General features: G+C 72.3%; 20 protein-coding genes and 1 pseudogene. 11 read left to right on the forward strand and 10 right to left on the reverse strand.

From position 1 onward, the window contains the following. Positions 1–69: 69 nt before the first annotated feature. Positions 70–832, reverse strand: a pseudogene (locus ACZ4VL_RS29135) (GntR family transcriptional regulator). A gap of 157 nt (positions 833–989) precedes the next feature. Between ACZ4VL_RS29135 and ACZ4VL_RS29140 the strand changes: the two are divergent. After that, positions 990–1409: an ATP-binding protein gene (locus tag ACZ4VL_RS29140; RefSeq protein WP_468205634.1), complete on the forward strand. Its 420-nt coding sequence runs from the start codon at positions 990–992 to the stop codon at positions 1407–1409. Here ACZ4VL_RS29140 and ACZ4VL_RS29145 read toward each other — a convergent pair. From ACZ4VL_RS29145 to speB, 5 genes are all read right to left on the reverse strand, one after another. Continuing rightward, the gene (locus tag ACZ4VL_RS29145; RefSeq protein ID WP_468205638.1) at positions 1399–2013 is read right to left on the reverse strand and encodes a hypothetical protein; all 615 of its coding nucleotides are present in this window, start codon (positions 2011–2013) and stop codon (positions 1399–1401) included. The two genes, ACZ4VL_RS29140 and ACZ4VL_RS29145, sit on opposite strands and share 11 nt — an antisense overlap. 43 nt (positions 2014–2056) lie before the next feature. Beyond that, entirely contained in the window at positions 2057–4204 is a 2148-nt protein-coding gene (locus ACZ4VL_RS29150) for a hypothetical protein (protein ID WP_468205640.1), read from the reverse strand. A gap of 12 nt (positions 4205–4216) precedes the next feature. Further along, the gene (locus tag ACZ4VL_RS29155; protein ID WP_468205643.1) at positions 4217–4603 is read right to left on the reverse strand and encodes a hypothetical protein; all 387 of its coding nucleotides are present in this window, start codon (positions 4601–4603) and stop codon (positions 4217–4219) included. Between the two features lie 58 nt (positions 4604–4661). Beyond that, positions 4662–6347, reverse strand: a complete 1686-nt coding sequence (locus ACZ4VL_RS29160) for a thiamine pyrophosphate-binding protein (RefSeq protein WP_468205646.1) — start codon at positions 6345–6347, stop codon at positions 4662–4664. Positions 6348–6460: 113 nt separating this feature from the next. Further along, entirely contained in the window at positions 6461–7438 is a 978-nt protein-coding gene (speB, locus tag ACZ4VL_RS29165; protein WP_361084372.1) for an agmatinase, read from the reverse strand. Positions 7439–7595: 157 nt separating this feature from the next. Between speB and ACZ4VL_RS29170 the strand changes: the two genes are divergently transcribed. After that, a complete protein-coding gene (locus ACZ4VL_RS29170) occupies positions 7596–7739 on the forward strand; it encodes a hypothetical protein (protein ID WP_468205649.1) in 144 nt (47 codons plus the stop codon). Further along, a complete protein-coding gene (locus tag ACZ4VL_RS29175; protein WP_468205652.1) occupies positions 7736–9307 on the forward strand; it encodes a helix-turn-helix domain-containing protein in 1572 nt (523 codons plus the stop codon). Before ACZ4VL_RS29170 ends, ACZ4VL_RS29175 begins: the two co-directional genes overlap by 4 nt. A 381-nt stretch (positions 9308–9688) precedes the next feature. Here ACZ4VL_RS29175 and ACZ4VL_RS29180 read toward each other — a convergent pair whose 3' ends face one another. Further along, complete coding sequence (locus ACZ4VL_RS29180; protein WP_468205655.1) at positions 9689–10456, reverse strand: alpha/beta fold hydrolase; 768 nt, start codon at positions 10454–10456, stop codon at positions 9689–9691. 74 nt (positions 10457–10530) lie between these two features. Continuing rightward, a complete protein-coding gene (locus tag ACZ4VL_RS29185; protein ID WP_468205658.1) occupies positions 10531–11652 on the reverse strand; it encodes a serine hydrolase domain-containing protein in 1122 nt (373 codons plus the stop codon). Positions 11653–11936: 284 nt separating this feature from the next. Here ACZ4VL_RS29185 and ACZ4VL_RS29190 point away from each other — a divergent pair, with 284 nt between their 5' ends. From ACZ4VL_RS29190 to nadE, 3 genes are all read left to right on the forward strand, one after another. Further along, the gene (locus ACZ4VL_RS29190) at positions 11937–13094 is read left to right on the forward strand and encodes an acyl-CoA dehydrogenase family protein (protein WP_468205661.1); all 1158 of its coding nucleotides are present in this window, start codon (positions 11937–11939) and stop codon (positions 13092–13094) included. A gap of 6 nt (positions 13095–13100) precedes the next feature. Next, positions 13101–13979, forward strand: a complete 879-nt coding sequence (locus ACZ4VL_RS29195) for an acyl-CoA thioesterase (RefSeq protein ID WP_468205664.1) — start codon at positions 13101–13103, stop codon at positions 13977–13979. Between the two features lie 114 nt (positions 13980–14093). Then, positions 14094–14924: an ammonia-dependent NAD(+) synthetase gene (gene nadE / locus ACZ4VL_RS29200; protein ID WP_468205667.1), complete on the forward strand. Its 831-nt coding sequence runs from the start codon at positions 14094–14096 to the stop codon at positions 14922–14924. A 63-nt stretch (positions 14925–14987) separates the two neighbouring features. Here the strand turns inward: nadE and ACZ4VL_RS29205 are convergent, their stop codons facing one another. Both ACZ4VL_RS29205 and ACZ4VL_RS29210 read right to left on the reverse strand, forming a co-directional pair. Beyond that, complete coding sequence (locus ACZ4VL_RS29205; protein WP_468205669.1) at positions 14988–15800, reverse strand: phosphatase; 813 nt, start codon at positions 15798–15800, stop codon at positions 14988–14990. A gap of 56 nt (positions 15801–15856) precedes the next feature. After that, a complete protein-coding gene (locus ACZ4VL_RS29210; protein ID WP_468205672.1) occupies positions 15857–16435 on the reverse strand; it encodes an SACE_7040 family transcriptional regulator in 579 nt (192 codons plus the stop codon). A 100-nt stretch (positions 16436–16535) separates the two neighbouring features. Between ACZ4VL_RS29210 and ACZ4VL_RS29215 the strand changes: the two genes are divergently transcribed. From ACZ4VL_RS29215 to ACZ4VL_RS29235, 5 genes are all read left to right on the forward strand, one after another. Continuing rightward, positions 16536–18167, forward strand: coding sequence for a carboxyl transferase domain-containing protein (locus tag ACZ4VL_RS29215; RefSeq protein WP_468205674.1), 1632 nt, complete (start codon positions 16536–16538; stop codon positions 18165–18167). Between the two features lie 27 nt (positions 18168–18194). Further along, positions 18195–20267, forward strand: coding sequence for an acetyl/propionyl/methylcrotonyl-CoA carboxylase subunit alpha (locus ACZ4VL_RS29220; RefSeq protein WP_468205677.1), 2073 nt, complete (start codon positions 18195–18197; stop codon positions 20265–20267). 11 nt (positions 20268–20278) lie between these two features. Next, entirely contained in the window at positions 20279–21205 is a 927-nt protein-coding gene (locus ACZ4VL_RS29225; protein ID WP_468205690.1) for a hydroxymethylglutaryl-CoA lyase, read from the forward strand. Positions 21206–21212: 7 nt separating this feature from the next. Continuing rightward, a complete protein-coding gene (locus ACZ4VL_RS29230) occupies positions 21213–22373 on the forward strand; it encodes an acyl-CoA dehydrogenase family protein (RefSeq protein ID WP_468205679.1) in 1161 nt (386 codons plus the stop codon). Positions 22374–22501: 128 nt separating this feature from the next. Beyond that, the gene (locus ACZ4VL_RS29235; RefSeq protein WP_468205682.1) at positions 22502–23545 is read left to right on the forward strand and encodes an ABC transporter substrate-binding protein; all 1044 of its coding nucleotides are present in this window, start codon (positions 22502–22504) and stop codon (positions 23543–23545) included. Positions 23546–23694: the final 149 nt, after the last annotated feature.

Raw genomic sequence — 23694 nt, forward strand, 5'->3', positions numbered from 1 at the left:
GGCCCGCGACGTCGCCCCCGTGACACAGCGTCATCATCCGAAGGGACGCGTGAGCGGGCGGCCGCACGGTCACCCGGCGTCGAACTCGTACTCCAAGGACGTAGGCGGCGGAGTCGAGCACCATCTCGTTCACCTCGACGACCTGCCCGTCGGCGGCGAAGGCGGTACGGCAGACCAGGACCACCGGCGTCCCGGGCACGAGGGCGAGGGCCTCGACCTCCTCTTGCCCAGGCATCCGCGACCGGATCTCCTCCCGGAACCGGACCGGCTCGCGGCCGAGCTCGGCGAGGCGGGCGTAGATGCCGCCGGGTCCGGTGTCCGGCTCAGCAATGGGCGTGCCAGCCGTGAAGACGGCGTCCAGGTAGGACGTCGAGACGAGCACCGGCTTACCGTCGAGAAGGAACCGTCGGCGGCGGACGCACACCCGGCCGTCTTCGCCGAGCCCGAGCAGCTCCCCAATACCCGACGGCGCGGACTCCTCACCCACGGACAGCAATTCGACGGACGGGTCCCGGTTCTCGGTGTCGGCCTCCCAGATGGACTGGCCTTCACCCCAGACGCGGCCTCCGAGGCGCTGAATGCCGCGTCGGCGGATCAGTCTGAACTCCCGGACGAAAACCCCGGCACCCTTGCGGGCCTCCACGATGCCCTGCGTCTGGAGGACGCCAAGAGCCTGGCGGGCTGTCATGCGGGCAACGCCGTAGGTGGCCATCAGGTCGTTCTCGCCGGGAAGGCGGTCGCCCGGCCCGTACGTGCCGGCCTGGATGGCCGCCTTCAGCTCGGCGGCAATCCGCTGGTACTTGGGCTGCCGCCCGGAGCCGTTACTCGGCATGCGTCCTCCCGATCATCTCTCGACATCGTAGGCACGGAAGCGCCGGCGCCTGCTCACCCCCACGAACACGCTGCGTACATCTCTAGAGATAGCTTGACCGATAGACGGCCATCGCGCTTCACTCGACTTCATCGAATCTCTAGAGAGGCGAGTTCCGGTGGCCCTGACTGCACCCCTGCCGACCGAAGTCTTCTGGCTCTTTCCTCGCAGTCCTCGTAGCCCTGGTTGGGCCCGCGTCTTTTTCCGCGAGCAGGCCCGAGCCTGGGGTGTCGCACGCCCGACCATGGAGGCCGCGGAGCTGGCCCTGTCAGAGCTCGTCACCAACGCCGTACGGCACGCACATGCGCCCCGCGGCCGGGAGATTGGCGTGCGGGCGGTGTGGGACGGAGCGTGCCTGCGCGTCGAAGTCGCCGACGCGGGCGACTGGGTGGACCTGGAGCCCCGACCGCATCGGCCCGACGGTGAAAACGGCCGCGGCCTCGCGGTGGTGGCGGCCGTGGCCGGCCGGTGGGGGCAGGAGCCCCGCGCTCACGGCATCGGCAAGACGGTCTGGGCCGAGTTCCCGGTCAGGGCGTAGGGATCGGCTTCACGACCGGGGGCTTCGCCAGGGGCTTGTTCTCGCAGCCGAGCGCGTCGGTGACGCGGCGGGTCATGAGGTAGGTGAGGGCCGTCTGCCGGTCCCGGGCCGCCTGGTCGAGGTCCGTCCGGCCGATGTTGACCGTGTACGAAGCGTTCGCGTAGAACCATGCCGACTTCGACTTCTCGCCGAGTTCGCCGGGCATGTCGCACTGGACGTGCAGCCTCGTATAAGTGTCGTTGGTCTGGCCGACGACGCCGTTCACCTCGTACGGGACGCTCTTGGCCAGGGGTCGCTCCGCGTCCTTCGAGGCACGGGGGACCCACCCGAAGCCGAACGTCACGCGCTCAAGTCCCTTCTGGCCGGCGGGCCAGTAAGCACACGTGTACCTCGGAAGCGTCTCCTGCTCCGGACCCATCTCCCGTAGTTGGCGCTCCAGCTTCTCCGCCACGCGGCTCGTGAGGTTGCTGATCTCGGTCTCGAAGGCCTCGGTGCGAAGGATCCCCCGTAGGAGCACCTCCTCTTCCGAGGAAGGGGCGATCCCGCACGGGTGGTCGGCCTTTGCCTCCGCGTCGCCCGAGCCGCACGATGCCAGCATCAGCACGCACAGGAGGGCAGCCGTCGACCGCCCGAGAGCATTGAGCACATCAGGACCGGAGGTGTGCACGGGCGGCGTCCCGTCCAGTCGTGTATGCGGTGCCTGCACCGTTCTTGGCATGCTCGAAGGCAGGGTCCTTCTCGATATGCCGATCCTTGGCCCACGCGTCGAACATGTCGTTGGTCGCCTCCACGCCCTTCCCATAATTCTTACTGGCGTCCTTCTTCCCCTGGTCCTCGGCCTCGTCCTTGACGCCCTCGACCCATTCGTACTTGAGCGAGTCGATCAGCGAGCCTGCGACCGTGCCCGCGATCGGGATCTCGCCGACGAGTCCGTTCGCAACGGCAGCCGTGTGCTCAGATGTGCCTTCCGCCCACTTGCCCTGGTCGTCTTCCTTGTCCTTGTAGACGTCGGCCCCGATGCCGTTGAGGGCGCCGGCCGCCGCGCCGATGTCGTGGGCCTTGTTGTCCCAGTCCGCGCTCACACCGTGCATGCCGCCCTGGTAGGGGGCGGCGGCGGTGAGTCGCTCCGCCGAGTACATCCGCTCCGCCTCGACGAGCAGGGCGTAGCTCGGGCCGTCGTCCGCGATGCCGCGCATCACGCGGACCAGGCTGCCCTGGCCGACCGCGATACGGGCCTGGTCGCCCGAACCGTGGATCGAGTCGCTGCCGTTGATGGCGCCCAGGTCGGACTCCTGGCCGCCGAGGATGACGTGGGTGTCCGCCACGTAGTCGACCAGTGCCTTCGCCATCGGCTGGCGCAGGCCCGCCAGGTCCTCCGGGAACTTGTCGCCGCTCATCTCGTCGTCGAGGAGGCGGACGGCGTTGTGCATCACGCGCGCCTGGCCCTCGGTGTGCGGTCCGGGCGGGCCGAGCTTCTCGCGTTCCGTGTGGCCGGTCGCCGCCGCCTGGAGGGCAGCGCCCAGGCCCGCCGTCTTGTCGCCGTGCATCCCGATCGGCGGGCCGACACCGGCCGCGGACCAGGGGTCCGGCATCTCGCGCTCGGTGAGCAGGTACTTCAGGTGCTCGTTCTTGTTGCCGGGCGCCTCGGGGTCGAGGAAGTACGTCGCCGAGTCCGGGTCCTTGGCCATGATGCCGAGCAGGCCGTCCAGCGGGTCGGAGACCAGGTCGGGGCGCTGGGAGTCGTAGGGGTGGTCGTACATGTGCGGCTTCGACTTCTCGGCCGCGATCATGCCGTCGCCGATGTCGTTGAGGAACTGCTTGCCGTAGCCGTCGCCGTGCGACATGAGGGTGACCAGCGTCTGGTAGCCGTACGTCGGCCGCAGGCCCTTGGCGACCAGTTCGGGGCCCTGCTCCCTGAGCCCGTTGACGAAGGGCTTGTACGCGTGGCTGTCCGGGTCCTTGGTGCCCGAGGCGATCGTTCCCGCGAGGCCCGCGTTGATCGATTCGTAGAGCTTCCTGTCGGCCGCCGACGTGCCGCGGTCGTGCGACGCCAGGTTCATCTGGTCGGCGAACAGCAGGGTGTCCTTCGCCCCCAGCCCGTTCAGGTACGCCTGGCTGAAGTGCGCGTCCGCGGAGTTCTGCTTCAGGACCTCGTCGTAGTGCCGCAGCTCCTCCGGAGAGGCCTTGCCGTCACGGATCTTCCGGGTGAGGGCCAGTGCCTCCACCGCCTCGACGTCGTTGACCGGCTTCGGGTTGAAGCCGAACATCGCCGTGCCGTCCGCGCCCGACGCGTTCAGCAGGGCGGTCCTGACGTCCGCGTCGAACTCCGTGACCGCCTTGACGGTGTCCGCGATCCGGCGGGTCCAGGCCCGCTCGGCCTCCGGGAGGTCGGGGTCGTGCCGCGCCGCGTTCGCGGTGCCGGCGTCGACCTTGGAGAAGTCGAAGCTCGCGTTGCCGGCGTCCGAGACCTTCATGCCGGCGGCCGTGGCGTCCGCCACGGCGGACACCACCCGGGCCTTGAGGTCCGTGAACCGGGCGTGCGCGTCACGGAGCAGCGACTCCATGGCCAGCGCCTCCTTCTGCGCCGACGCGTACTCCTGGCGCGTGACGGAGGAGTTGCTGGCGGCGGTCGTGGCGCTGGTGCCCAGCCAGCCGTTGCCGGCGGAGACCTTCTGGACCTCGTCCTTGTAGACGTCCTCCATGGTCTTGAACTGCGCCGCCATGGCCTTCCAGCCGTCGGCGGCCGTGGTGAGCGCTGAGAGGTCCGTCTGCATGATCTCGGCGTAGTTCGGCACGTCCGCCTCCCCCTAGAGCCCCGTGACCTTGGACTGCACCGGCTGGAAGCTCCGGCCCGTCAGCTGGTCGTTCCCGGTGAACAGGTTGGACGCGCCGCGCAGGGCCTTCTTCTCCGAGTCCAGCCGTGCCATCAGGCGCTTGACCTGGTCGTCCCAGTGCGTGTGCGCCTTCGTCAAACCGGCTGCCGTGTCCCAGCCGGTGAAGGCCCTGACCGCGTTGGCGGTCGGCTCGTCGGCCGCGTCCGCGGCCTTCGTCGTGCCGGGCTGCAGGACGCTCTCGATGGTGTTGGCCGCCTTCTTCTTCTCGGGAGGGGTCGTGGCCAGCACCCCGGGCCCGCCGGGCGTCCCCGTCGCCGCGGCCGCCCGCCTGTCCCGGTCCCAGTCCTGCTCGAACGACACTGCTCCCCCTCAGACTTCGTCCATGTGGCCGCCAACCTAGCGAGCCCCTGGGCAAGCCTTAAATGTGTGTGGGGGCGAACATGCGGGGTTTGGCCGGAAGTACCACCATCGAGGGGCCCGGGGTGGCGAGGGCCTGCCTCAGGTCGGCCGTGAGGGATTCCGGGGTGGTCCGGGTGGCGGGGACGCCGAAGGACGCGGCCAGGGCGGTGAAGTCCGGGCGGGTCAGTTCGGTGCCGGTCGTGCGGCCGTCGAAGGCGTCCGTCATGTACTCGCGCAGGATGCCGTAGCCGCCGTCGTCCACGATCAGCCAGGTGACGTCCAGGTCGTGCTGGCGGGCGGTGGCCAGCTCGGCGAGGGAGTACATCGCGCCGCCGTCGCCGGATACGGCCAGGACCGGGGTGCCCGGCTCGGCCAGGCAGGCCCCGAGGGCCGCCGGGAAGGCGTAGCCGAGGCCGCCGGCGCCCTGCGCCGAGTGCATGGTGTTCGGGTGCTTCGGGTCGAAGGCCGACCACGCCCAGTAGGCGAGGATCGTCATGTCCCAGAAGGACGGGGAGCGGGGCGGGAGGGCCGAGCGGATCGAGGCGAGGAGGCCCTGCTCCAGGGTGAGGTCCTGGGAGGCCAGGCGGGCCTCGACGGCGGAGAGGACGGCGCGGACGCGGTCGGGGGCGGTGGGGTCGCGGCGTTCGGCCACGGTTTCGAGGAGGGCCTGGAGCGCGAGGCGGGCGTCCGCGTGGATGCCGAGGGCGGGGTGGTTGGACTCCAACTTGCCGAGGTCGGCCTCGATCTGGACCACCCGGCCGCGGGGCGCGAACGTGTGGTAGTTCGAGGACAGCTCGCCCAGGCCGGAGCCGACGACGAGGAGGACGTCCGCGTCCTCCAGGAAGTCGGTCGTGTGGCGGTCCTCCAGCCAGGACTGGAGGGAGAGCGGGTGGGTCCAGGGGAACGCGCCCTTGCCGCCGAAGGTGGTGACCACGGGGGCGGAGAGGCGTTCGGCCAGCTGCTTCAGCTTTCCGGCCGCGTCCGCGCGGATGACGCCGCCACCCGCGATGATCACGGGGCGTTCGGCGTTCTCCAGCCAGTGCGCGGCGAGGGCCGTGAGCTCGGGGCGCGGGGGCAGGTCGTGCGGGGTGGCGTCCATGCCGGTGACCTGCGGGACGATCGTCCCGGTGCGGAGCACGTCCTCCGGGATCTCCACCCACACCGGCCCGTGCGGGGCCGTCAGCGCCGACTCCCACGCCTCGGCGATGGTGGAGGGGATCTGGGAGGGGGTCCGGGCGAGGTGCACGGACTTGACCACGTCCCGGAAGGAGGCGGCCTGGTCGCGCAGCTCGTGCAGGTGGCCGCGCCGGCCGCCGCCGAGGCCGGCCGTCGGGACCTGGGAGGAGATCGCGAGGACGGGCGAGGATGCCGCGGCCGCCTCGGCGAGAGCGGGCAGCGCGGTCAGGGCGCCCGGGCCGGTGGACAGGAGGAGGGGCACCGCCTCGCCGGTCATCCGGCCGTACGCGTCGGCGGCGAAGCCGGCGTTGTTCTCCACGCGGAGGGTGACCAGCCGCAGGTCGGAGCGGCCCACCGCGTCGAACAGCCCGAGGGCGTGCTGCCCCGGCAGCCCGAACACGGTGGTCGCGCCCAGCCCGCGCAGCGTCTCCACGACCAGGTCCCCGCCCGTCCGGCCCGGCGGCGGCGCGAGGGCCGCCGCCCGCTGGGCGTCGGTGGGGCGGAGTACCAGGTCGTGGTCGTGGGTCACGCTGTTACGTGCCTTCCGTGGGAGTGCGGGGGCGCCGGGCAGCCCGTGGGCGGGCTGCCCGTTCGCCCTTCGCGCCGCGGGACCGGGCCGGGCCGGGCCGGGTCGCCCGGGGCTTACTTGCCCTTCGCCGCGGCGATCTGGCGGCTCATGATCGTGGTCAGCTCGTACGCGGTGTGGGACGCCGCGACCGAGGTGATCTCGGCGTGATCGTACGCCGGGGCGACCTCGACCACGTCGGCGGAGACCAGGTTGCAGGAGGAGAGTCCGCGGATGATCTCCAGCAGCTCGCGGGAGGTCATGCCGCCCGCCTCCGGGGTGCCGGTGCCGGGCGCGTGGGCCGGGTCCAGCACGTCGATGTCGATGGAGATGTACAGCGGGCGGTCGCCGATGCGCTGGCGCAGCTGGTCGGCGACCTCGTCGGCGCCGCGGCGGTACACGTCGGCCGAGGTCACGATGCCGAACCCCATCTTGGCGTCGTCGTCGAGGTCCTGCTTGCCGTACAGCGGGCCGCGGGTACCGACGTGCGAGAGGGCCTCGGTGTCGAGGATGCCCTCCTCGACGGCGCGGCGGAACGGCGTGCCGTGGGTGTACTCGGCGCCGAAGTACGTGTCCCAGGTGTCCAGGTGGGCGTCGAAGTGCAGCAGGGCGACCGGGCCGTGCTTCTTCGCGACCGAGCGGAGGAGGGGCAGGGCGATGGTGTGGTCGCCACCGAGGGTCATCAGACGGGAACCCGCGGACAGCAGCTCGTCGGCGGCGGCCTCGACCGTCTCGACGGCCTCGTTGATGTTGAAGGGGTTCACCGCGATGTCACCGGCGTCGGCGACCTGCGCGAGCGCGAACGGGGAGGCGTCCTGCGCCGGGTTGTACGGGCGCAGGAGGCGCGAGGCCTCGCGGATGGCGTTGCCGCCGAAGCGGGCGCCGGGGCGGTAGGACACGCCGGAGTCGAAGGGCACGCCGACGACGGCGACGTCCGCCGAACCGACCTCGTCCAGGCGGGGCAGCCGGGCGAAGGTCGCCGGACCCGCGTAACGCGGGATGCGGGAGGAGTCCACCGGTCCGCGGGGCGTCTGCTCGTTGCGCTCGATGCTCATGGGGGGGTGCCCTTCTGGAGGTCCTACAGGCCTTGCGGGTCGTGCAGGTCTTGCAGGTGCTGCTGGTGCGGTGCTTCGAGCGTAAGTCGCCGGGGTCGGGGCGCGCAGTGTACGTTCCATCCATACTGTCCGACTGGTGTGTGCGGAGGATCCATGGGTGGGATGGGATCCGGGGGCGGTGAGCGGTCCGGGTCGGCTGCGGGTGTGGGTGTGGGTGTGGGAGTGGCTGCGGCTGCGGGTGCGGGTGCGGGTGCGGGTGCAGCTGCGGGTGCGGGTGCGGATCAGGTTCGGGCTCCGGTGAGTGAGGGAGCCGCCGTCCGGCCGTCGACGGTGTCGGCCGTTTCGCCCGTGCCGCCCGTCGCACTGGGGGCTCTGCTCGGGGACCGGGAGCTCGGGCTGCGGCATCTGGCCGGGCCGGCAGAGGCCCGGGTGCACGGGGTGCACGCCTCCGAGATGGCCGATCCGTCGCCGTACCTGCTGGGTGGGGAGCTGCTGCTCACTGCGGGGGCGGGGCCCGGGGGTGGACCCGGTGGGGACCAGCCCGGCGCGGACCAGCCTGCTGCCGGTTTCTACGACCAGTACGTCGCCCGGCTCGTCGCCGCCGGGGCTGCGGCCCTCGGGTTCGGTGTGGCCCCCGTGCACGAGGAGGTGCCGGCCGCGCTCGCCGAGGCCTGTGCGCGGCACGGACTGCCGCTGCTGGAGGTCCCGCCGCGCACGCCGTTCACCGCGGTCGCCCGCGCGGTGTGGCGGCTGATGGCCGAGGCGCGGACCCGTGAGCTGCGCCGCGTGACCGAAGCCCAGCAGGCGCTGGCCGCGGCCGCTGCCCGGCCCGATCCGGTGCCGGCGGTGCTGTCCCGGCTCGCGGCGAGCCTCGGGGGGTACGTGGTGCTGTGGCCGGACGGGCGGGCCGCGGGGACACCGCCACCGCCGGGCACTTCCGACACCGTCGGTGCCGCCGGGGCCGTCGGGGCCGCCGGGGCCGTCGGGGCCGCCGGGGCCGGCAGTGCCGTCGGGGCCGATGCCGAAGTCGGCGCCTCGCTGGATGCGCTCATGGCCCGGGTCGGCCGGGCCGGAGGGCCCGCGACCGCCACCGATCAGGCCGGGGGGCGGCACCTCGCCGCGTACGCCCTCGGCCGGTACGCCGGCCGGCATGCGGCGCTGGGGACGGCCACCCCGGCCCGCACCCCCGGCGACCACACCGTCGCGTCGGTCGCCGCCGTCCTGCTGACCCTGCTCACCGCCGAACGGCCCGCCGGGGACGACACCGCCGCCCTGGCCCGGCTGCTGCTCGGCGGCTCCCCGGCGGAGGTGCTGGGCCCCGGCCCCTGGTACGCCGTCCACGCCCGCGGCGGCGGCACCGACCCCGACCCGCGGGCCCTCGCCGCGGCGCTGGGGACCGTACTGCTGGACCCGCGGCCCGGTCCCGTCGTCCGGCTCCTCACCGACCGGGATCCCGGCCCGCAGCCCGGATGGCGGCTGGGGGTCAGCGCCCCGGCCGCGCCCGAAGCCCTGGCCACCGCCGACGCGCAGGCCCGGCGCGCCCTCGACCGTGCCGAGGCGGCCCGCGCCCCGCTGGCCCGCCACACCGACCCCGGCTTCGCGGGCCTGGTCGGCGAAGCCGAGGCCCGGGCGCACGCGGAGGCGTTGCTCGCGGCCCTGACCCCGGTGCTGCGCGAGACGCTGCGGGGCTGGCTGGCCCACCACGGCAGCTGGGACCGCAGCGCCGCGGCCCTGGGGGTCCACCGGAACACGGTCCGGCAGCGTGTTGCCCGCTGTGCGGAGCTGCTCGGGCGGGATCTGGACGATCCGGACGTGCGGGCGGAGCTGTGGTTCGCGTTGAGGTGGGAGGGTCGGGGCGCCGGGGCCTGATCTGTGATGCGGGCTCGGCACCCCGGTCCCGGATACCCCCGACCCGCATCAGCGAAGCCGCTTGGGGCCATCCGCCGCTCAAGGGTGTTTCCGGGGCGGGGCGCGCCGTCAAGGGCGCTCCGCGTCGCTGCGCGATGGCCTGCGGCCCCCCTTGACCGCACACCCCGCCCCGGGCGGGAAACAGCTGGCGGAGGGCCCCAAGGAGGACGCCCCGGGGGAGTTGCCGTGCCCGGCGGTGTCGGGTGGGTGGGCGGGGGCGGGGTGCGCAGCGGATCGCTACGTGGTGCTGGTGGGTGGGCGACTGCGGGTCGCTCGCGGCGGGGTGCGCAGCGGATCGCTACGTGGTGCTGGTGGGTGGGCGACTGCGGGTCGCTCGCGGCGTCAGTGGGCGGCGCGGCGGATGGCGGCCACCGTGGGGACCGGGTCGTTCGTGAGGAAGTCCAGGACGAGTGCGTTGACGAGGGCCGGTTTCTCCTGGGTGAGGAAGTGGGAGGTGCCGGGGACGACGGCGAGTTCGGCGTGGGGGATCGCGTCGTACGTGTCGATCATGTGCTGTGGGGTGACCAGGTCGTCGTCGGAGAACATGACGAGGGTGCGGGCCGTGACCGCCGAGAGGTCGGAGGCCTGGAGGTCGGGTTCCTTGGCGGCCATGTCGCCGATCTTCGTGGCGACGGTCTTGAAGTGGTCGATGCCGTCCGGGGAGACCTCGCCGTAGGCCGGGGCGAGGAAGTCGAAGAGCTGGTCGACGTCCCATTCCATGTCGGGCACGGCCTCGCCCGCCTTGTTGAAGCCGCCGCTGATCAGGACCAGGCGCTTGACGAGTTCCGGGCGCTGCATCGCGACCAGCATGGCGACGAACGCGCCGTCGCTGTGGCCGACCAGGTCGGCGGGCCCGCCGACGACGGTCTCCAGGAAGGCGATCGTGTCGTCCGCCATCATCTGGTAGGTGATCGGGCCGGGTACGTCCGGTGTGTGGCCGTGGCCTCGGCGTTCCGGGGTGTAGACGTGGAAGTGGGCGGCGAGGGCGGGCAGGTTCGGCTCGAAGAAGCGGGCGTCGACCAGGCCGCCGTGCAGGAGGACCAGGGGCTGGCCCGCGCCGTGTTCCGCGTACCAGGTGTTCACAGCGCCGAGCTGGACGTACGTACCCATGGGTGGCTCCTCCGTGTGCGGTGCTTCGTGTGACGGTTGACCGCGGGGGCGGGCGAAATTCATCGGTGTGTTCGTCAGCGGTTGAAGGCGGGGAAGGCGAAGCGCTGGGCGATCTTGAGGCCGTCGCCCTTGGCGTCGGTGCTGTTGACCGAGTAGACGACGGTGCGGGAGAGGTCGCGGGTGGCGGCGATCACCGTGTGGTAGCCGGGGCGGGCGCCGGTCTTGCCCCAGATTTCCTTGCCGTTGACCACGTAGCGCTGGAGGGCGGCGGCGTACGTGGCGCCGGGGACGTTCGGGACCGTGAACATTTCGGTGAGCTGGGGTTCCGGGACGACCTGGCCGCGGAAGAGGGCGACGAGGAAGCGTTCCAGGTCGCGGGTGGTGGAGATCATGTCGCCGGCGGCGAAGCGGTCGGACATGTTCCATTCGGTGACGTCGACCGGCTTGCCGTCCATGAGGTCGTAGCCGCGGTTGTGGGGGCCGTGGATGCGGGGGTCGGCACCCTGGGGGAAGGAGGTGCCGGTCATGCCGAGGGGGCGGAAGATCCGGGCCTCGGCCTGGTGGGCGTAGGTGTCGCCGGTGGTCTTCTCGATCAGCATGCCGAGGATCGTGTAGTTGATGTTCCCGTAGTCCTGCTGCGTGCCCGGGGTGAAGGCCGGGCCCTTCGCGACGGCGGAGGCCACCACCTGTTGCGGGGTGATCGTCTCGTAGCGGTGCGGGTAGCCCTCCTCCACGGTGTCGCCGAAGTCGACGCCCGGCTGGATGCCGCTGGTGAAGTTGAGCAGGTGGCGGACCGTGACCTGGTCGAAGGCGGCCGGGAGGACGTCCGGGAGGTAGCGGCGGGCCGGGGCGTTCAGGTCGACCTCGCCTTCGGCGGCGAGCTGGAGGACGAGGGCCGCGGTGACGACCTTGGTGGTGGAGCCGGCCCGGAAGCGGGCGTCGGCGAGGGCGGGGGCCCCGGTGCGCAGGTCGCGCACGCCGGCCGTGCCGGTCCAGCGGCCGTTCCCGCCGACCCGGATCAGGGCGGCGGTGGCGTCCTGGTCCGGGAGGCCGGCGAGGGCCTTGCGCAGGGCGGCGGTGTCGGGGCCCTGGGTGGTGACGGCGGCGGGGACGGCGTGGGCGGTGGCGCCCAGGGGGCCGGCGGTGAGGCCGAGGAGGAGGGCGGCGGCGAGGATGGTGCGCGTGCGGCGGTTCATGCGGGCTCCTGGCTTGTTCGTGTCGGTCGGCTTCCATCCTGGTGATCGTTCGGGGCCTGTCGGATCCTTCGTGGAGAGGAGTCGCCCCCTGGGGGTAACCAGTGGGCGGGTCAGGGGAGTTGGCAGGGTCGGCCCCGAGGGCGGCGCCGGGCCCCCTACCTGGGGAGGTGGCGCTCGTCATACCGTCTGCGGAACTCTGGACAGAGTCGACAACTCGCCGGTAACTTTGTATGAGCAAGCGCTTAGACATAAGCGGCGGACCGCCGCGACGAAGGGAGCCGGCCGTGCGCCGTACGGTGTTCAACGAGGACCACGAGGCCTTCCGGGAGACCATCCGCGCCTTCATCGAGGCCGAGGTCGTACCCGTCTACGACGAGTGGTTCGCCGCCGGCCAGGCGCCCCGCGACTTCTACTACAAGCTCGGCGAGCTGGGCGTCTTCGGCATCAACGTCCCCGAGGAGTTCGGCGGCGCCGGCCTGGACACCCACAAGTTCGAGGCCGTCCTGTACGAGGAGACCTCCCGCGCGGGCGTGAACTTCGGCGGCTCCGGCGTGCACGTGCTGCTCGCCCTGCCCTACATCAAGATGCTCGCCACCGACGAGCAGAAGAAGCGCTTCCTGCCGAAGTTCGTCTCCGGTGAGGAGATGTGGGCGCTGGCGATGACCGAGCCGGGCACCGGCTCCGACGTCGCGGGCATGAAGACCACCGCCAAGCTCTCCGAGGACGGCACGCACTACGTCCTCAACGGCAGCAAGACGTTCATCACCGGCGGTGTGCACGCCGACCGCGTCATCGTCTGCGCCCGCACCTCCGCCCCGAGCGAGGACGACCGCCGCTTCGGCATCTCCCTGTTCGCCGTGGACACCAAGTCCGAGGGCTACTCCATCGGCCGCAAGCTCGACAAGCTCGGCCTGAAGACCTCCGACACCGCCGAGCTGGCGTTCGTCGACGTCAAGGTCCCGGTCGAGGACCTGCTCGGCGAGGAGGGCAAGGGCTTCTACTACCTCGGCCACAACCTGGCCTCCGAGCGCTGGGGCATCGCCTTCGGCGCGTACGCCCAGGCCGCCGCGGCCGTCCGGTTCGCCCAGCAGTACGTGACCGAGCGCACCGTCTTCGGCAAGCCGGTCGCCCACTTCCAGAACACCAAGTTCGAGCTGGCCGCCTGCCAGGCCGAGGTGGACGCCGCCCAGGCCGTCGCCGACCGCGCCCTGGAGGCCCTGGACGCGGGCGAGCTGACGCCGGCCGAGGCCGCCTCCGCGAAGCTGTTCTGCACCGAGGTCGCGCACCGCGTCATCGACCGCTGCCTCCAGCTGCACGGCGGCTACGGCTACATGAACGAGTACCCGATCGCCCGCCTGTACGCGGACAACCGCGTCAACCGCATCTACGGCGGCACCAGCGAGATCATGAAGTCGATCATCGCCAAGTCGATGGGGCTGTAAGTCCCCTTGAGCGAGGCACTCACCGATCTCCTCGATCTGCTCGACCTGGAGCAGATCGAGGAGAACATCTTCCGCGGCACGAGCCGCACCTCCCTGGTGCCGCGCGTGTTCGGCGGACAGGTCGCGGCCCAGGCGCTGGTCGCGGCCGGCCGGACCGTGCCCGCGGACCGCACCGCGCACTCGCTCCACTCGTACTTCCTGCGCACGGGCGACCCGGGCGCGCCCATCGTCTACTCCGTGGACCGGATCCGCGACGGGCGCTCCTTCACCACGCGGCGGGTCGTCGCCGTCCAGCACGGCCAGCCGATCTTCCACCTCTCGGCCTCCTTCCAGGTGTACGAGGAAGGCCTCGACCACCAGGTCGGGATGCCGCAGGCGCCGGATCCGGAGAGCCTGCCGACCGCGGCCGAGGCGCTGCACGCCTACCGGGACCTGTTCCGGGACCCGGGCACGGTGGAGCGGCTGCTGGAGGCGCGCGGCGCGGTGGACCTGCGGTACGCGACCACCCCGCCGTGGGGCACCATCGGCGAGCCGGTGGAGCCCCGCTCGCAGGTGTGGTTCCGCACCGCCGGGAAGCTGGCGGGCGACGACCCGCTGCTGCACACCTGCCTGGCCACGTACGTGTCGGACATGACCCTGCTCGACTCGGTGCTGCTCGCGCACGGCCGGGGCGGCTGGGCGGTCGGCGACGTGGTGGGGGCCTCGCTGGACCACGCGATGTGGTTCCACCGGCCGTTCCGGGCCGACGAGTGGCTGCTGTACGACCAGGACTCCCCCACCTCTCACGGCGGCCGGGGCCTGGGCCAGGCCCGCATCTGGACGCAGGACGGCCGGCTGGCCGTGACGGTGATCCAGGAGGGCGTCGTCCGCGTACCGCGCGCCTGACGCGCCCGGGTCGCGCGGTCCCGGCGGGCAGCAGGCACCGGCCCCCGGACACCCCCTGGGTAGGGTGGGCGCGACAGCCCACCGCGGCCGGAACGGCCGGAACAAGGAGCAGACGTGAGCGAGCCGGCGTCCATCGCCCTGCAGCAGGAGATCGCCCGGGAACTGGAGGTCGCCGAGACCTTCGACGCCGAGCGGGAGATCGAGCGCCGGGTGGCCTTCCTCACCGAGCGGCTGACCTCCACCGGTCTGCGCTCCCTCGTGCTCGGCATCAGCGGCGGCGTGGACTCGACCACCACCGGCCGGCTGTGCCAGCTCGCGGTCGAGCGCGCCCGGGCCGCCGGGCACGAGGCGGCGTTCTACGCGATGCGGCTGCCCTACGGGGTCCAGGCCGACGAGCACGACGCGCAGCTCGCGCTGTCCTTCATCCGGGCCGACCACGTGCTGACCGTGGACATCAAGCCCGCCAGCGACGCCGCCCTCGACGCCTCGGCGGCCGCCGGCGTGGTCTTCCGCGACGCCCACCACCAGGACTTCGTGCACGGCAACATCAAGGCCCGGCAGCGCATGATCGCCCAGTACGCGGTGGCCGGCGCGCACGACGGCCTGGTCGTCGGCACCGACCACGCCGCCGAGGCGGTCTCCGGCTTCTTCACCAAGTTCGGCGACGGCGCCGCGGACGTGGTCCCGCTGACCGGTCTGACCAAGCGGCGGGTGCGCGCCGTGGCCGACGCGCTGGGCGCGCCCGCCGAGCTGGTGTGGAAGACGCCGACGGCCGACCTGGAGACCCTCGACCCGGGCAAGGCCGACGAGGACGCGCTCGGGGTCACGTACGACCAGATCGACGACTTCCTGGAGGGCAAGCCGGTCGACGAGCGGGCCTTCGGGACGATCGTCCGCCGCTACCGCCTGACCGACCACAAGCGCCGGCTGCCCCTCGCCCCCTGAGGCCGGGGCGACCCCGGCGGACGGTGCGCCGCGCGCACGTCCGCCGGAGGGGGGCCCGGGGGTTCAGCCCTCCAGGAGGCCCGCCGCGTCCAGCAGGTACGCGACCATCGGGTCGTAGAAGCGCGGGTCGCGGACGTGGTCGTCCAGCGGGACCACCACCTGGAGGGTGCCCTCCGCCTCGCCGAGGAACAGGGCGGGGTCGTTGCAGTCCGCGTACCCGACCGCGTCGAGCCCGCGCTGCGCGGCGCAGCCCGCCCAGCCGTGGTCGGCGACGACCAGGTCGGGCAGGGGGCGGCCGGCCGCGGCGAGGCCGTCGAGGATCGCGGCCATCGGCGCCGGGGAGTGGGTGTGCCACAGGGTGGCGCCCCGCTCCAGTACGGCGATGTCGGCGAACTGCCACACCGAGGCCTCGTCGGCCGTCAGCCCGGACGGGATCACGACGATCTCGCAGCCCGCCGCCCGCAGGGCGTCGGCGGTGGCCCGGTGGACGTCGAGCAGGCCGCCGGGGTGGCCGGTGGCCAGCAGGACGCGCTGGCGGTCCAGGGCCGCCTTGCGCAGCCGGGCCGCCATCCGGTCGAGGCCGGCCACGGTCAGTTCCGGGTCGATGGTGTCCTGGCCCTGCCGGTGCTCGGGGTCGTCGACGACGCCGCAGCGCTCGGCCATCACCGCGAGCACGTCCTGCTCGTCGGTCCAGCGATCGCCCAGTTCCAGGCCGAGCCAGTAGTGCCGGTCGCCGTTGGCGAGCTTGCGGTAGTGGTCGAGGTTGTTCTCGCGCGGGGTGGCGACCTGTCCGGCGATCCGCGTGCGAACCAGGTGTTCGACGAGCTCGGCGCGGGTGGGTACGGACGTCTCTATCGGCTTCGGCATGCGGCCCATTCTGCCGCCGCGACCCCGGATGCGTCGGTTCCATCCCAGCCGTCGGACGCGTCGTGTCACGCGGTCAACGCCCCGAAGGCGCCGTGGGCGAGCCGGCGCAGCAGCGACTCCGTCGCCTCCCGGCCCAGCGACGCCAGGTGCGGGGTGGAGTTCAGCAGGCCGAAGACGGCGTGCACGGCGACCCGCACCTCGGCCTCGCCGACCTGCGGGTGCAGGGCCCGTACGACGTCCACCCACAGCTCGACGTACTTGCGCTGGAGCTGGCGCACGAGCTTGCGGTCGGCCTCGCGGAGCCGGTCGAGCTCCCGGTCGTGCAGGGTGATCAGCGCGCGGTCGTCGAGCGCGAAGTCGATGTGGCCGTCGATCAGCGAGGCCAGGACCACGGCGGGGTCCCCGTCGGCCTCCTCCACCCGGCGGCGCCCGCCGGTCAGCAGCCGCTCGCTGATGCCGACGAGCAGTTCGGCGAGCATGGCGTCCTTGCCCGCGAAGTGCCGGTACAGGCCGGGGCCGCTGATACCCACGGCTGCGCCTATCTCGTCGACGCCGACGCCGTGGAACCCGCGTTCGGCGAAGAGGCGGGCGGCCTCACTGAGGATCTGCTCGCGACGGGTCGGGGCGGCCGCTGAAGTGCTCATGGGAATCCATTCTAGACAGGGGCCGTTAGCGGTCGTTAACCTTGGCTCCACAGAGGTTAACGGTCATTAACCGCGTGGACCGAGCAAGGGAGCTCGACCGATGCAGCAGGCACCCGTCCTCACGAGCGCCGCCGATCCGGCGTCCGAGGCCTGGCGCACCAACGAGGCCGCCCACCGCGAACTCGCCGAGGGCCTGCGCGCCCGCCTGGACGCGGCCCGGCTCGGCGGCGGTGAGAAGGCCCGCGCCCGGCACACCGCACGCGGCAAGCTGCTGCCCCGCGACCGGGTGGACACCCTCCTGGACCCGGGCTCCCCCTTCCTCGAACTGGCCCCGCTGGCCGCCGAGGGCATGTACGGGGGCGCGGCCCCGGCCGCCGGGGTGATCGCCGGCATCGGCCGGGTCAGCGGCCGCGAGTGCGTGATCGTCGCGAACGACGCCACGGTCAAGGGCGGCACCTACTACCCGATGACCGTCAAGAAGCACCTGCGGGCCCAGGAGGTGGCGCTGGAGAATCGTCTCCCCTGCCTGTACCTGGTGGACTCGGGCGGCGCCTTCCTCCCCATGCAGGACGAGGTCTTCCCCGACCGCGAGCACTTCGGCCGCATCTTCTACAACCAGGCCCGGATGTCCGGCGCCGGCATCCCGCAGATCGCGGCCGTCCTCGGCTCCTGCACCGCGGGCGGCGCGTACGTGCCGGCGATGAGCGACGAGGCCGTGATCGTCCGCAACCAGGGCACGATCTTCCTGGGCGGCCCGCCGCTGGTGAAGGCCGCCACCGGCGAGGTGGTCACGGCCGAGGAGCTCGGCGGCGGTGAGGTGCACAGCCGTGTCTCCGGTGTGACCGACCACCTGGCGGAGGACGACGCGCACGCGCTGCGGATCGTGCGGAACATCGTGGCGACCCTGCCCGAGCGCGGGGCCCTGCCCTGGTCGGTGGAGCCGGCCGAGGAGCCGAAGGTGGACCCGTACGGCCTGTACGGCGCGGTCCCCGTCGACTCCCGCACCCCCTACGACGCCCGCGAGATCATCGCCCGGATCGTCGACGCCTCCCGCTTCCAGGAGTTCAAGGCGGAGTTCGGCACCACGCTGGTCACCGGCTTCGCCCGGATCCACGGCCACCCGGTCGGCATCATCGCCAACAACGGCATCCTCTTCGCCGAATCCGCCCAGAAGGGCGCCCACTTCATCGAGCTGTGCGACCAGCGCGGGATCCCGCTGCTGTTCCTCCAGAACATCTCCGGCTTCATGGTCGGCCGCGACTACGAGGCCGGCGGCATCGCCAAGCACGGCGCGAAGATGGTCACCGCCGTGGCCTGCACGCGCGTGCCGAAGCTGACGGTGGTCGTCGGCGGCTCGTACGGCGCGGGCAACTACTCGATGTGCGGGCGGGCGTACAGCCCCCGCTTCCTGTGGATGTGGCCCAACGCCAAGATCTCGGTGATGGGCGGCGAGCAGGCCGCCTCCGTCCTGGCCACGGTCAAGCGCGACCAGTTGGAGGCCGCCGGCCAGGAATGGCCGCTGGAGGACGAGGAGGCCTTCAAGGCCCCGGTCCGCGCCCAGTACGAGGAGCAGGGCAACGCCTACTACGCCACCGCCCGGCTGTGGGACGACGGCGTCATCGACCCCCTGGAGACCCGGCAGGTGCTGGGCCTGGCGCTGACCGCGTGCGCGAACGCGCCGCTGCCGCAGAGGGACCCGGCGCAGCCGGCCTTCGGCATCTTCCGTATGTGACCCGAGACCTGTGACGTGAGGACCCCAATGTTCAGCACTGTCCTTGTGGCCAACCGGGGCGAGATCGCGGTCCGGGTCATCCGCACCCTGCGGGAGCTCGGGATCCGGTCCGTGGCCGTCTTCAGCGACGCCGACGCGGACGCCCGCCACGTCCGGGAGGCCGACACGGCCGTCCGGATCGGGCCGGCCGCGGCCGCCGAGAGCTACCTGTCCGTGGAGCGGCTGCTCGACGCGGCCCGGCGCACCGGCGCCGAGGCCGTCCACCCCGGCTACGGCTTCCTCGCCGAGAACGCGGCCTTCGCCGAGGCCTGCGCCGGGGCCGGCCTGGCCTTCATCGGCCCGCCCGCGTCCGCAATCTCCCTGATGGGCGACAAGATCCGGGCGAAGGAGACCGTCCGGGCCGCGGGCGTGCCCGTGGTCCCCGGCTCCTCCGGCAGCGGCCTGACCGACGCCGAACTCGTCGCGGCCGCCGAGGAGATCGGCATGCCGGTGCTGCTCAAGCCCTCCGCGGGCGGCGGCGGCAAGGGCATGCGCCTGGTCCGTGACGGGGCGGTGCTCGCGGACGAGATCGCCGCGGCCCGCCGCGAGGCCCGCTCCTCCTTCGGCGACGACACGCTGCTGGTGGAGCGCTGGGTGGACCGGCCGCGGCACATCGAGATCCAGGTGATGGCCGACGCCCACGGCAACGTGGTGCACCTGGGCGAGCGCGAGTGCTCCCTCCAGCGGCGCCACCAGAAGGTCATCGAGGAGGCCCCCTCGGTCCTGCTGACCCCGGAGATCCGCGCCGCGATGGGTGCGGCGGCGGTGGAGGCGGCGCGGGCGTGCGGGTACGTCGGCGCGGGCACGGTGGAGTTCATCGTCCCCGGCGGGGACCCCTCCTCGTACTACTTCATGGAGATGAACACCCGGCTCCAGGTGGAGCACCCGGTGACGGAGCTGATCACCGGCCTGGACCTGGTGGAGCTCCAGCTGCGGGTGGCGGCCGGCGGCGAGCTCGGCCTCACGCAGGACGACGTCACGCTGACCGGGCACGCCATCGAGGCCCGCATCTGCGCGGAGGACCCGGCCCGCGGCTTCCTGCCGTCGGGCGGCACGGTGCTGGCGCTGGCGGAGCCGTCGGGGCGGACGGTGCGGACGGACTCCGGGCTGACGGCCGGGGTGGACGTGGGTTCCACGTACGACCCGATGCTGTCGAAGGTGATCGCGTACGGGCCGGACCGGGCCGCCGCGCTGCGGGTGCTGCGCGGGGCGCTGGCCGACACCGTGATCCTGGGCGTGCAGACGAACGCCGGTTTCCTGCGAAGGCTGCTGGCCCACCCGGACGTGGTCTCCGGGAACATGGACACCGGGCTGGTCGAGCGGGACCTGGCCTCGATGCTCCCGGAGGGCGTGCCGGCGGAGGTGTACGCGGCGGCCGCGCTACTGGCGCAGGGCTCCTTCCCCCACCCGGCGGGCCCGGATTGGGCCGATCCGTTCTCGGCGGGCGATGGCTGGCGCCTGGGCGGCACCCCGGCGTGGACGGTGCACCACTTCCGCCTCCCGGGCCAGGACCCGGTCGCGGTCCGCGCCCGCCGACGGGGCGCGGAACTGGAGCTCGCACTCGACGGCGAGGGGCGGCCCGATCAAGCCCCGCCGGCGATTGAGGCGCGGGGTCCGGGGCAGGGCCCCGGTGGGCTGGCCGCGGGCCGGATCGTCAGCCTCACCGCCGACCGCCTCACCATCGAACTCGACGGCGTCACGCACGCCTTCAGCCACGCCCCCTCCCCGGAGGGGACCTGGCTCGGCCGCGACGGCGACAGCTGGCACGTCCAGCACCACGACCCGGTGGCGGCAGCCCTCGGCGGCCGCGGCCACGCGGGGGCCGACACCCTCGCGGCGCCGATGCCGGGCACGGTCACCGTCGTCAAGGTCGCGGTCGGCGACCGGGTCGAGGCCGGTCAGAGCCTGCTCGTCGTCGAGGCGATGAAGATGGAGCACGTCATCTCCGCCCCGCACGCCGGCACCGTCACCGAGCTGGACGTCTCCCCCGGCACCACGGTCGCCATGGACCAGGTCCTGGCCGTGGTCACCCCCGAGGACGTAGAGGAGGAGGGCGCGTGAACGGGCTGCCCATGGCCGTCCCGGCCGCCGGACTCCCCGCTCGGGTGCGGATCCACGAGGTCGGCGCCCGCGACGGGCTGCAGAACGAGAAGTCGGCCGTGCCGACCGCGGTCAAGGCCGAGTTCATCCACCGGATGGCCGCGGCCGGGCTGACCACGGTCGAGGCCACCAGCTTCGTCCACCCCAGGTGGGTGCCCCAACTGGCCGACGCGGAGGAGCTGTTCCCGCAGCTCGACGACCTGGCCCGGGCCGGGGTGCAGCTGCCGGTGCTGGTGCCCAACGAGCGCGGGCTCGACCGGGCGCTGGCCCTCGGCGCGGACCGGATCGCCGTGTTCGGCTCGGCGACGGAGACCTTCGCCTCGCGCAACCTCAACCGGACGGTCGCCGAGTCCCTGGCCATGTTCGAGCCCGTCGTGGCCCGGGCCAAGCAGGGGAAGGCGCATGTGCGGGGCTACCTGTCCATGTGCTTCGGCGACCCGTGGGAGGGGGCGGTCCCGGTCCACCAGGTGGTCCGGGTCGCCAAGGCCCTGCTCGACCTCGGCTGCGACGAGCTGAGCCTCGGCGACACCATCGGCGTCGCCACTCCCGGGCACGTGCAGGCGCTCCTGTCCGAGCTCAACGAGGAGGGCGTGCCGACCGACCGGATCGGCGTGCACTTCCACGACACCTACGGCCAGGCACTGTCCAACACCCTCGCCGCGCTCCAGCACGGCGTGACCACGGTCGACGCCTCCGCCGGCGGCCTCGGCGGCTGCCCGTACGCGAAGAGCGCCACCGGGAACCTCGCCACCGAGGACCTGGTGTGGATGCTCGACGGCCTCGGCATCGAGACCGGGGTCGACCTGGCCGCCCTCACCGCCACGAGCGCGTGGATGGCCGAGCAGTTGGGGCGTCCCAGCCCCTCCCGAACCGTCCGCGCCCTCTCCCACAAGGAGTAACGAAGACATGTCCCTCGACCACCGGCTCTCCTCCGAACACGAGGAACTCCGCCGCACCGTGGAGGCGTTCGCGCACGACGTCGTCGCGCCCAAGATCGGCGACTTCTACGAGCGGCACGAGTTCCCCTACGAGATCGTCCGCGAGATGGGCAGCATGGGCCTGTTCGGGCTGCCCTTCCCCGAGGAGTACGGCGGCATGGGCGGCGACTACCTCGCCCTCGGCATCGCCCTGGAGGAGCTGGCCCGCGTCGACTCCTCGGTCGCGATCACCCTGGAGGCGGGCGTCTCGCTGGGCGCCATGCCGATCTACCTCTTCGGTACGCAGGAGCAGAAGGAGCAGTGGCTCCCGAAGCTGTGCGCGGGCGAGATGCTCGGCGCCTTCGGCCTGACCGAGCCGGGTGCGGGCAGTGACGCCGGCGGCACCCGCACCACCGCCGTCCGCGACGGCGACGAGTGGGTCATCAACGGCTCGAAGTGCTTCATCACCAACTCGGGTACGGACATCACCGGCCTGGTCACGGTCACCGCGGTGACCGGACGCAAGGAGGACGGCCGCCCGGAGATCTCCTCCATCATCGTCCCCTCCGGCACCCCCGGCTTCACGGTGGCGGCCCCGTACTCGAAGGTCGGCTGGAACGCCTCCGACACCCGTGAGCTGTCCTTCGACGGCGTCCGGGTGCCGCTGGCGAACCTGGTGGGCCAGGAGGGCCGCGGGTACGCCCAGTTCCTGCGGATCCTCGACGAGGGCCGGATCGCCATCGCGGCGCTGGCCACGGGCCTGGCGCAGGGCTGTGTGGACGAGTCGGTCAAGTACGCCAAGGAGCGGCAGGCGTTCGGCCGGCCCATCGGCGACAACCAGGCCGTCCAGTTCAAGCTGGCGGACATGGAGATGCGCGCGCACATGGCTCGAATCGGCTGGCGCGACGCCGCTTCCCGCCTCGTGGCGGGCGAGCCGTTCAAGAAGGAGGCGGCGATCGCGAAGCTGTACTCCTCGACCGTCGCGGTCGACAACGCGCGTGAGGCCACGCAGATCCACGGCGGCTACGGGTTCATGAACGAGTACCCGGTGGCCCGGATGTGGCGCGACTCGAAGATCCTGGAGATCGGCGAGGGCACCAGCGAGGTGCAGCGCATGCTCATCGCCCGGGAGCTGGGCTTCTCGGCCTGAACCCGGACATAGCAGAAGGGGGCCCGAGAAAACTTAGGGCCCCCTTACCGTTTTCAGCCAAGGTTAGGCTAACCTTCCCACCGAACGGCCCAGTGGCCGCCCGGCACGTACTGAAAGCGGACATCACAATGCCCAAGTCCCGTACCTCTCCCCTCTCCCGTCGCGGCCTCATCGCCGCCGGCGGTGCCCTCGGCCTCGTCGCGGCACTGACCGCGTGCGGTGGCTCCGACTCGGCGAAGAGCGAGAGCGACAAGGACAAGGGCTCCGCGGCCTCGGGCGCCTGGACGTTCAAGGACGACCTCGGCAAGGACGTCAGCCTCAAGGCCCAGCCGAAGAACGTCGTCGCCTACACCGGCACCGCCGCCGCGCTCTACGACTACGGCGTCCAGGTCAAGGGCGTCTTCGGCCCGACCAAGACCGCCGACGGAAAGCCGGACGTGACGGCCGGTTCGATGGACATCTCCAAGGTCGAGATCCTCGGCAACGTCTACGACGAGTTCAACGTCGAGAAGTACGCCTCCCTCCAGCCCGAGCTGCTCGTCACCAACACCTGGGACGGCACCTACTGGTACGTCCCCGAGGCCTCCAAGGACAAGATCCTGAAGCTGGCCCCGGCCGCCGCGATCGGCACGGGCGGCGACGCCTCCATGGACAAGGCCCTGCAGCGCACGGCCGACCTGGCCAAGGCCCTGGGCGCCGACCTGAACACCAAGAAGACCGTCGACGCCAAGGCCGCCTTCGAGGCCGCCGCCGGCAAGGTCCGCGAGGCCACGAAGGCCAACCCGGGCATCAAGGTGCTCGTCGGCTCCGGCACCGCCGACCTGTTCTACGTCTCCACCCCGAAGACCTCGGCCGACCTGAAGTACTTCGAGACCCTGGGCGTCGAGTTCGTCGTCCCGGAGAAGGACAAGCTCGACCAGGGCGGCTTCTTCGAGAGCCTCAGCTGGGAGAACGCCGGCAAGTACAAGGCCGACCTGGTCCTGCTCGACAACCGCACCGGCACCGCGCAGCCGGAGGACCTGAAGGCCAAGCCGACCTGGAACGAGCTGCCCGCCGTCAAGGCCGGCCAGGTCGCCCCGCGCGTGACCGAGCCGATCTACTCCTACGAGAAGTGCACCAAGATCCTGGAGGACCTGGCCAAGGCCATCCAGGGCGCCAAGAAGGTCAGCTGACCACTGGCCTGACGGCACCACCGGCCACCGGGGGGGGGGGGGGGGGGGGGGGGGGGGGGGCGCGGCGCACGCACCCCGGCCCCGCGGGGGGCTGCCGGCAACACACCACCGCCCCAGCACCATACGCAAGATACCAGTGCTACACGTCC

Source organism: Streptomyces sp. NPDC029014 (assembly GCF_055564695.1).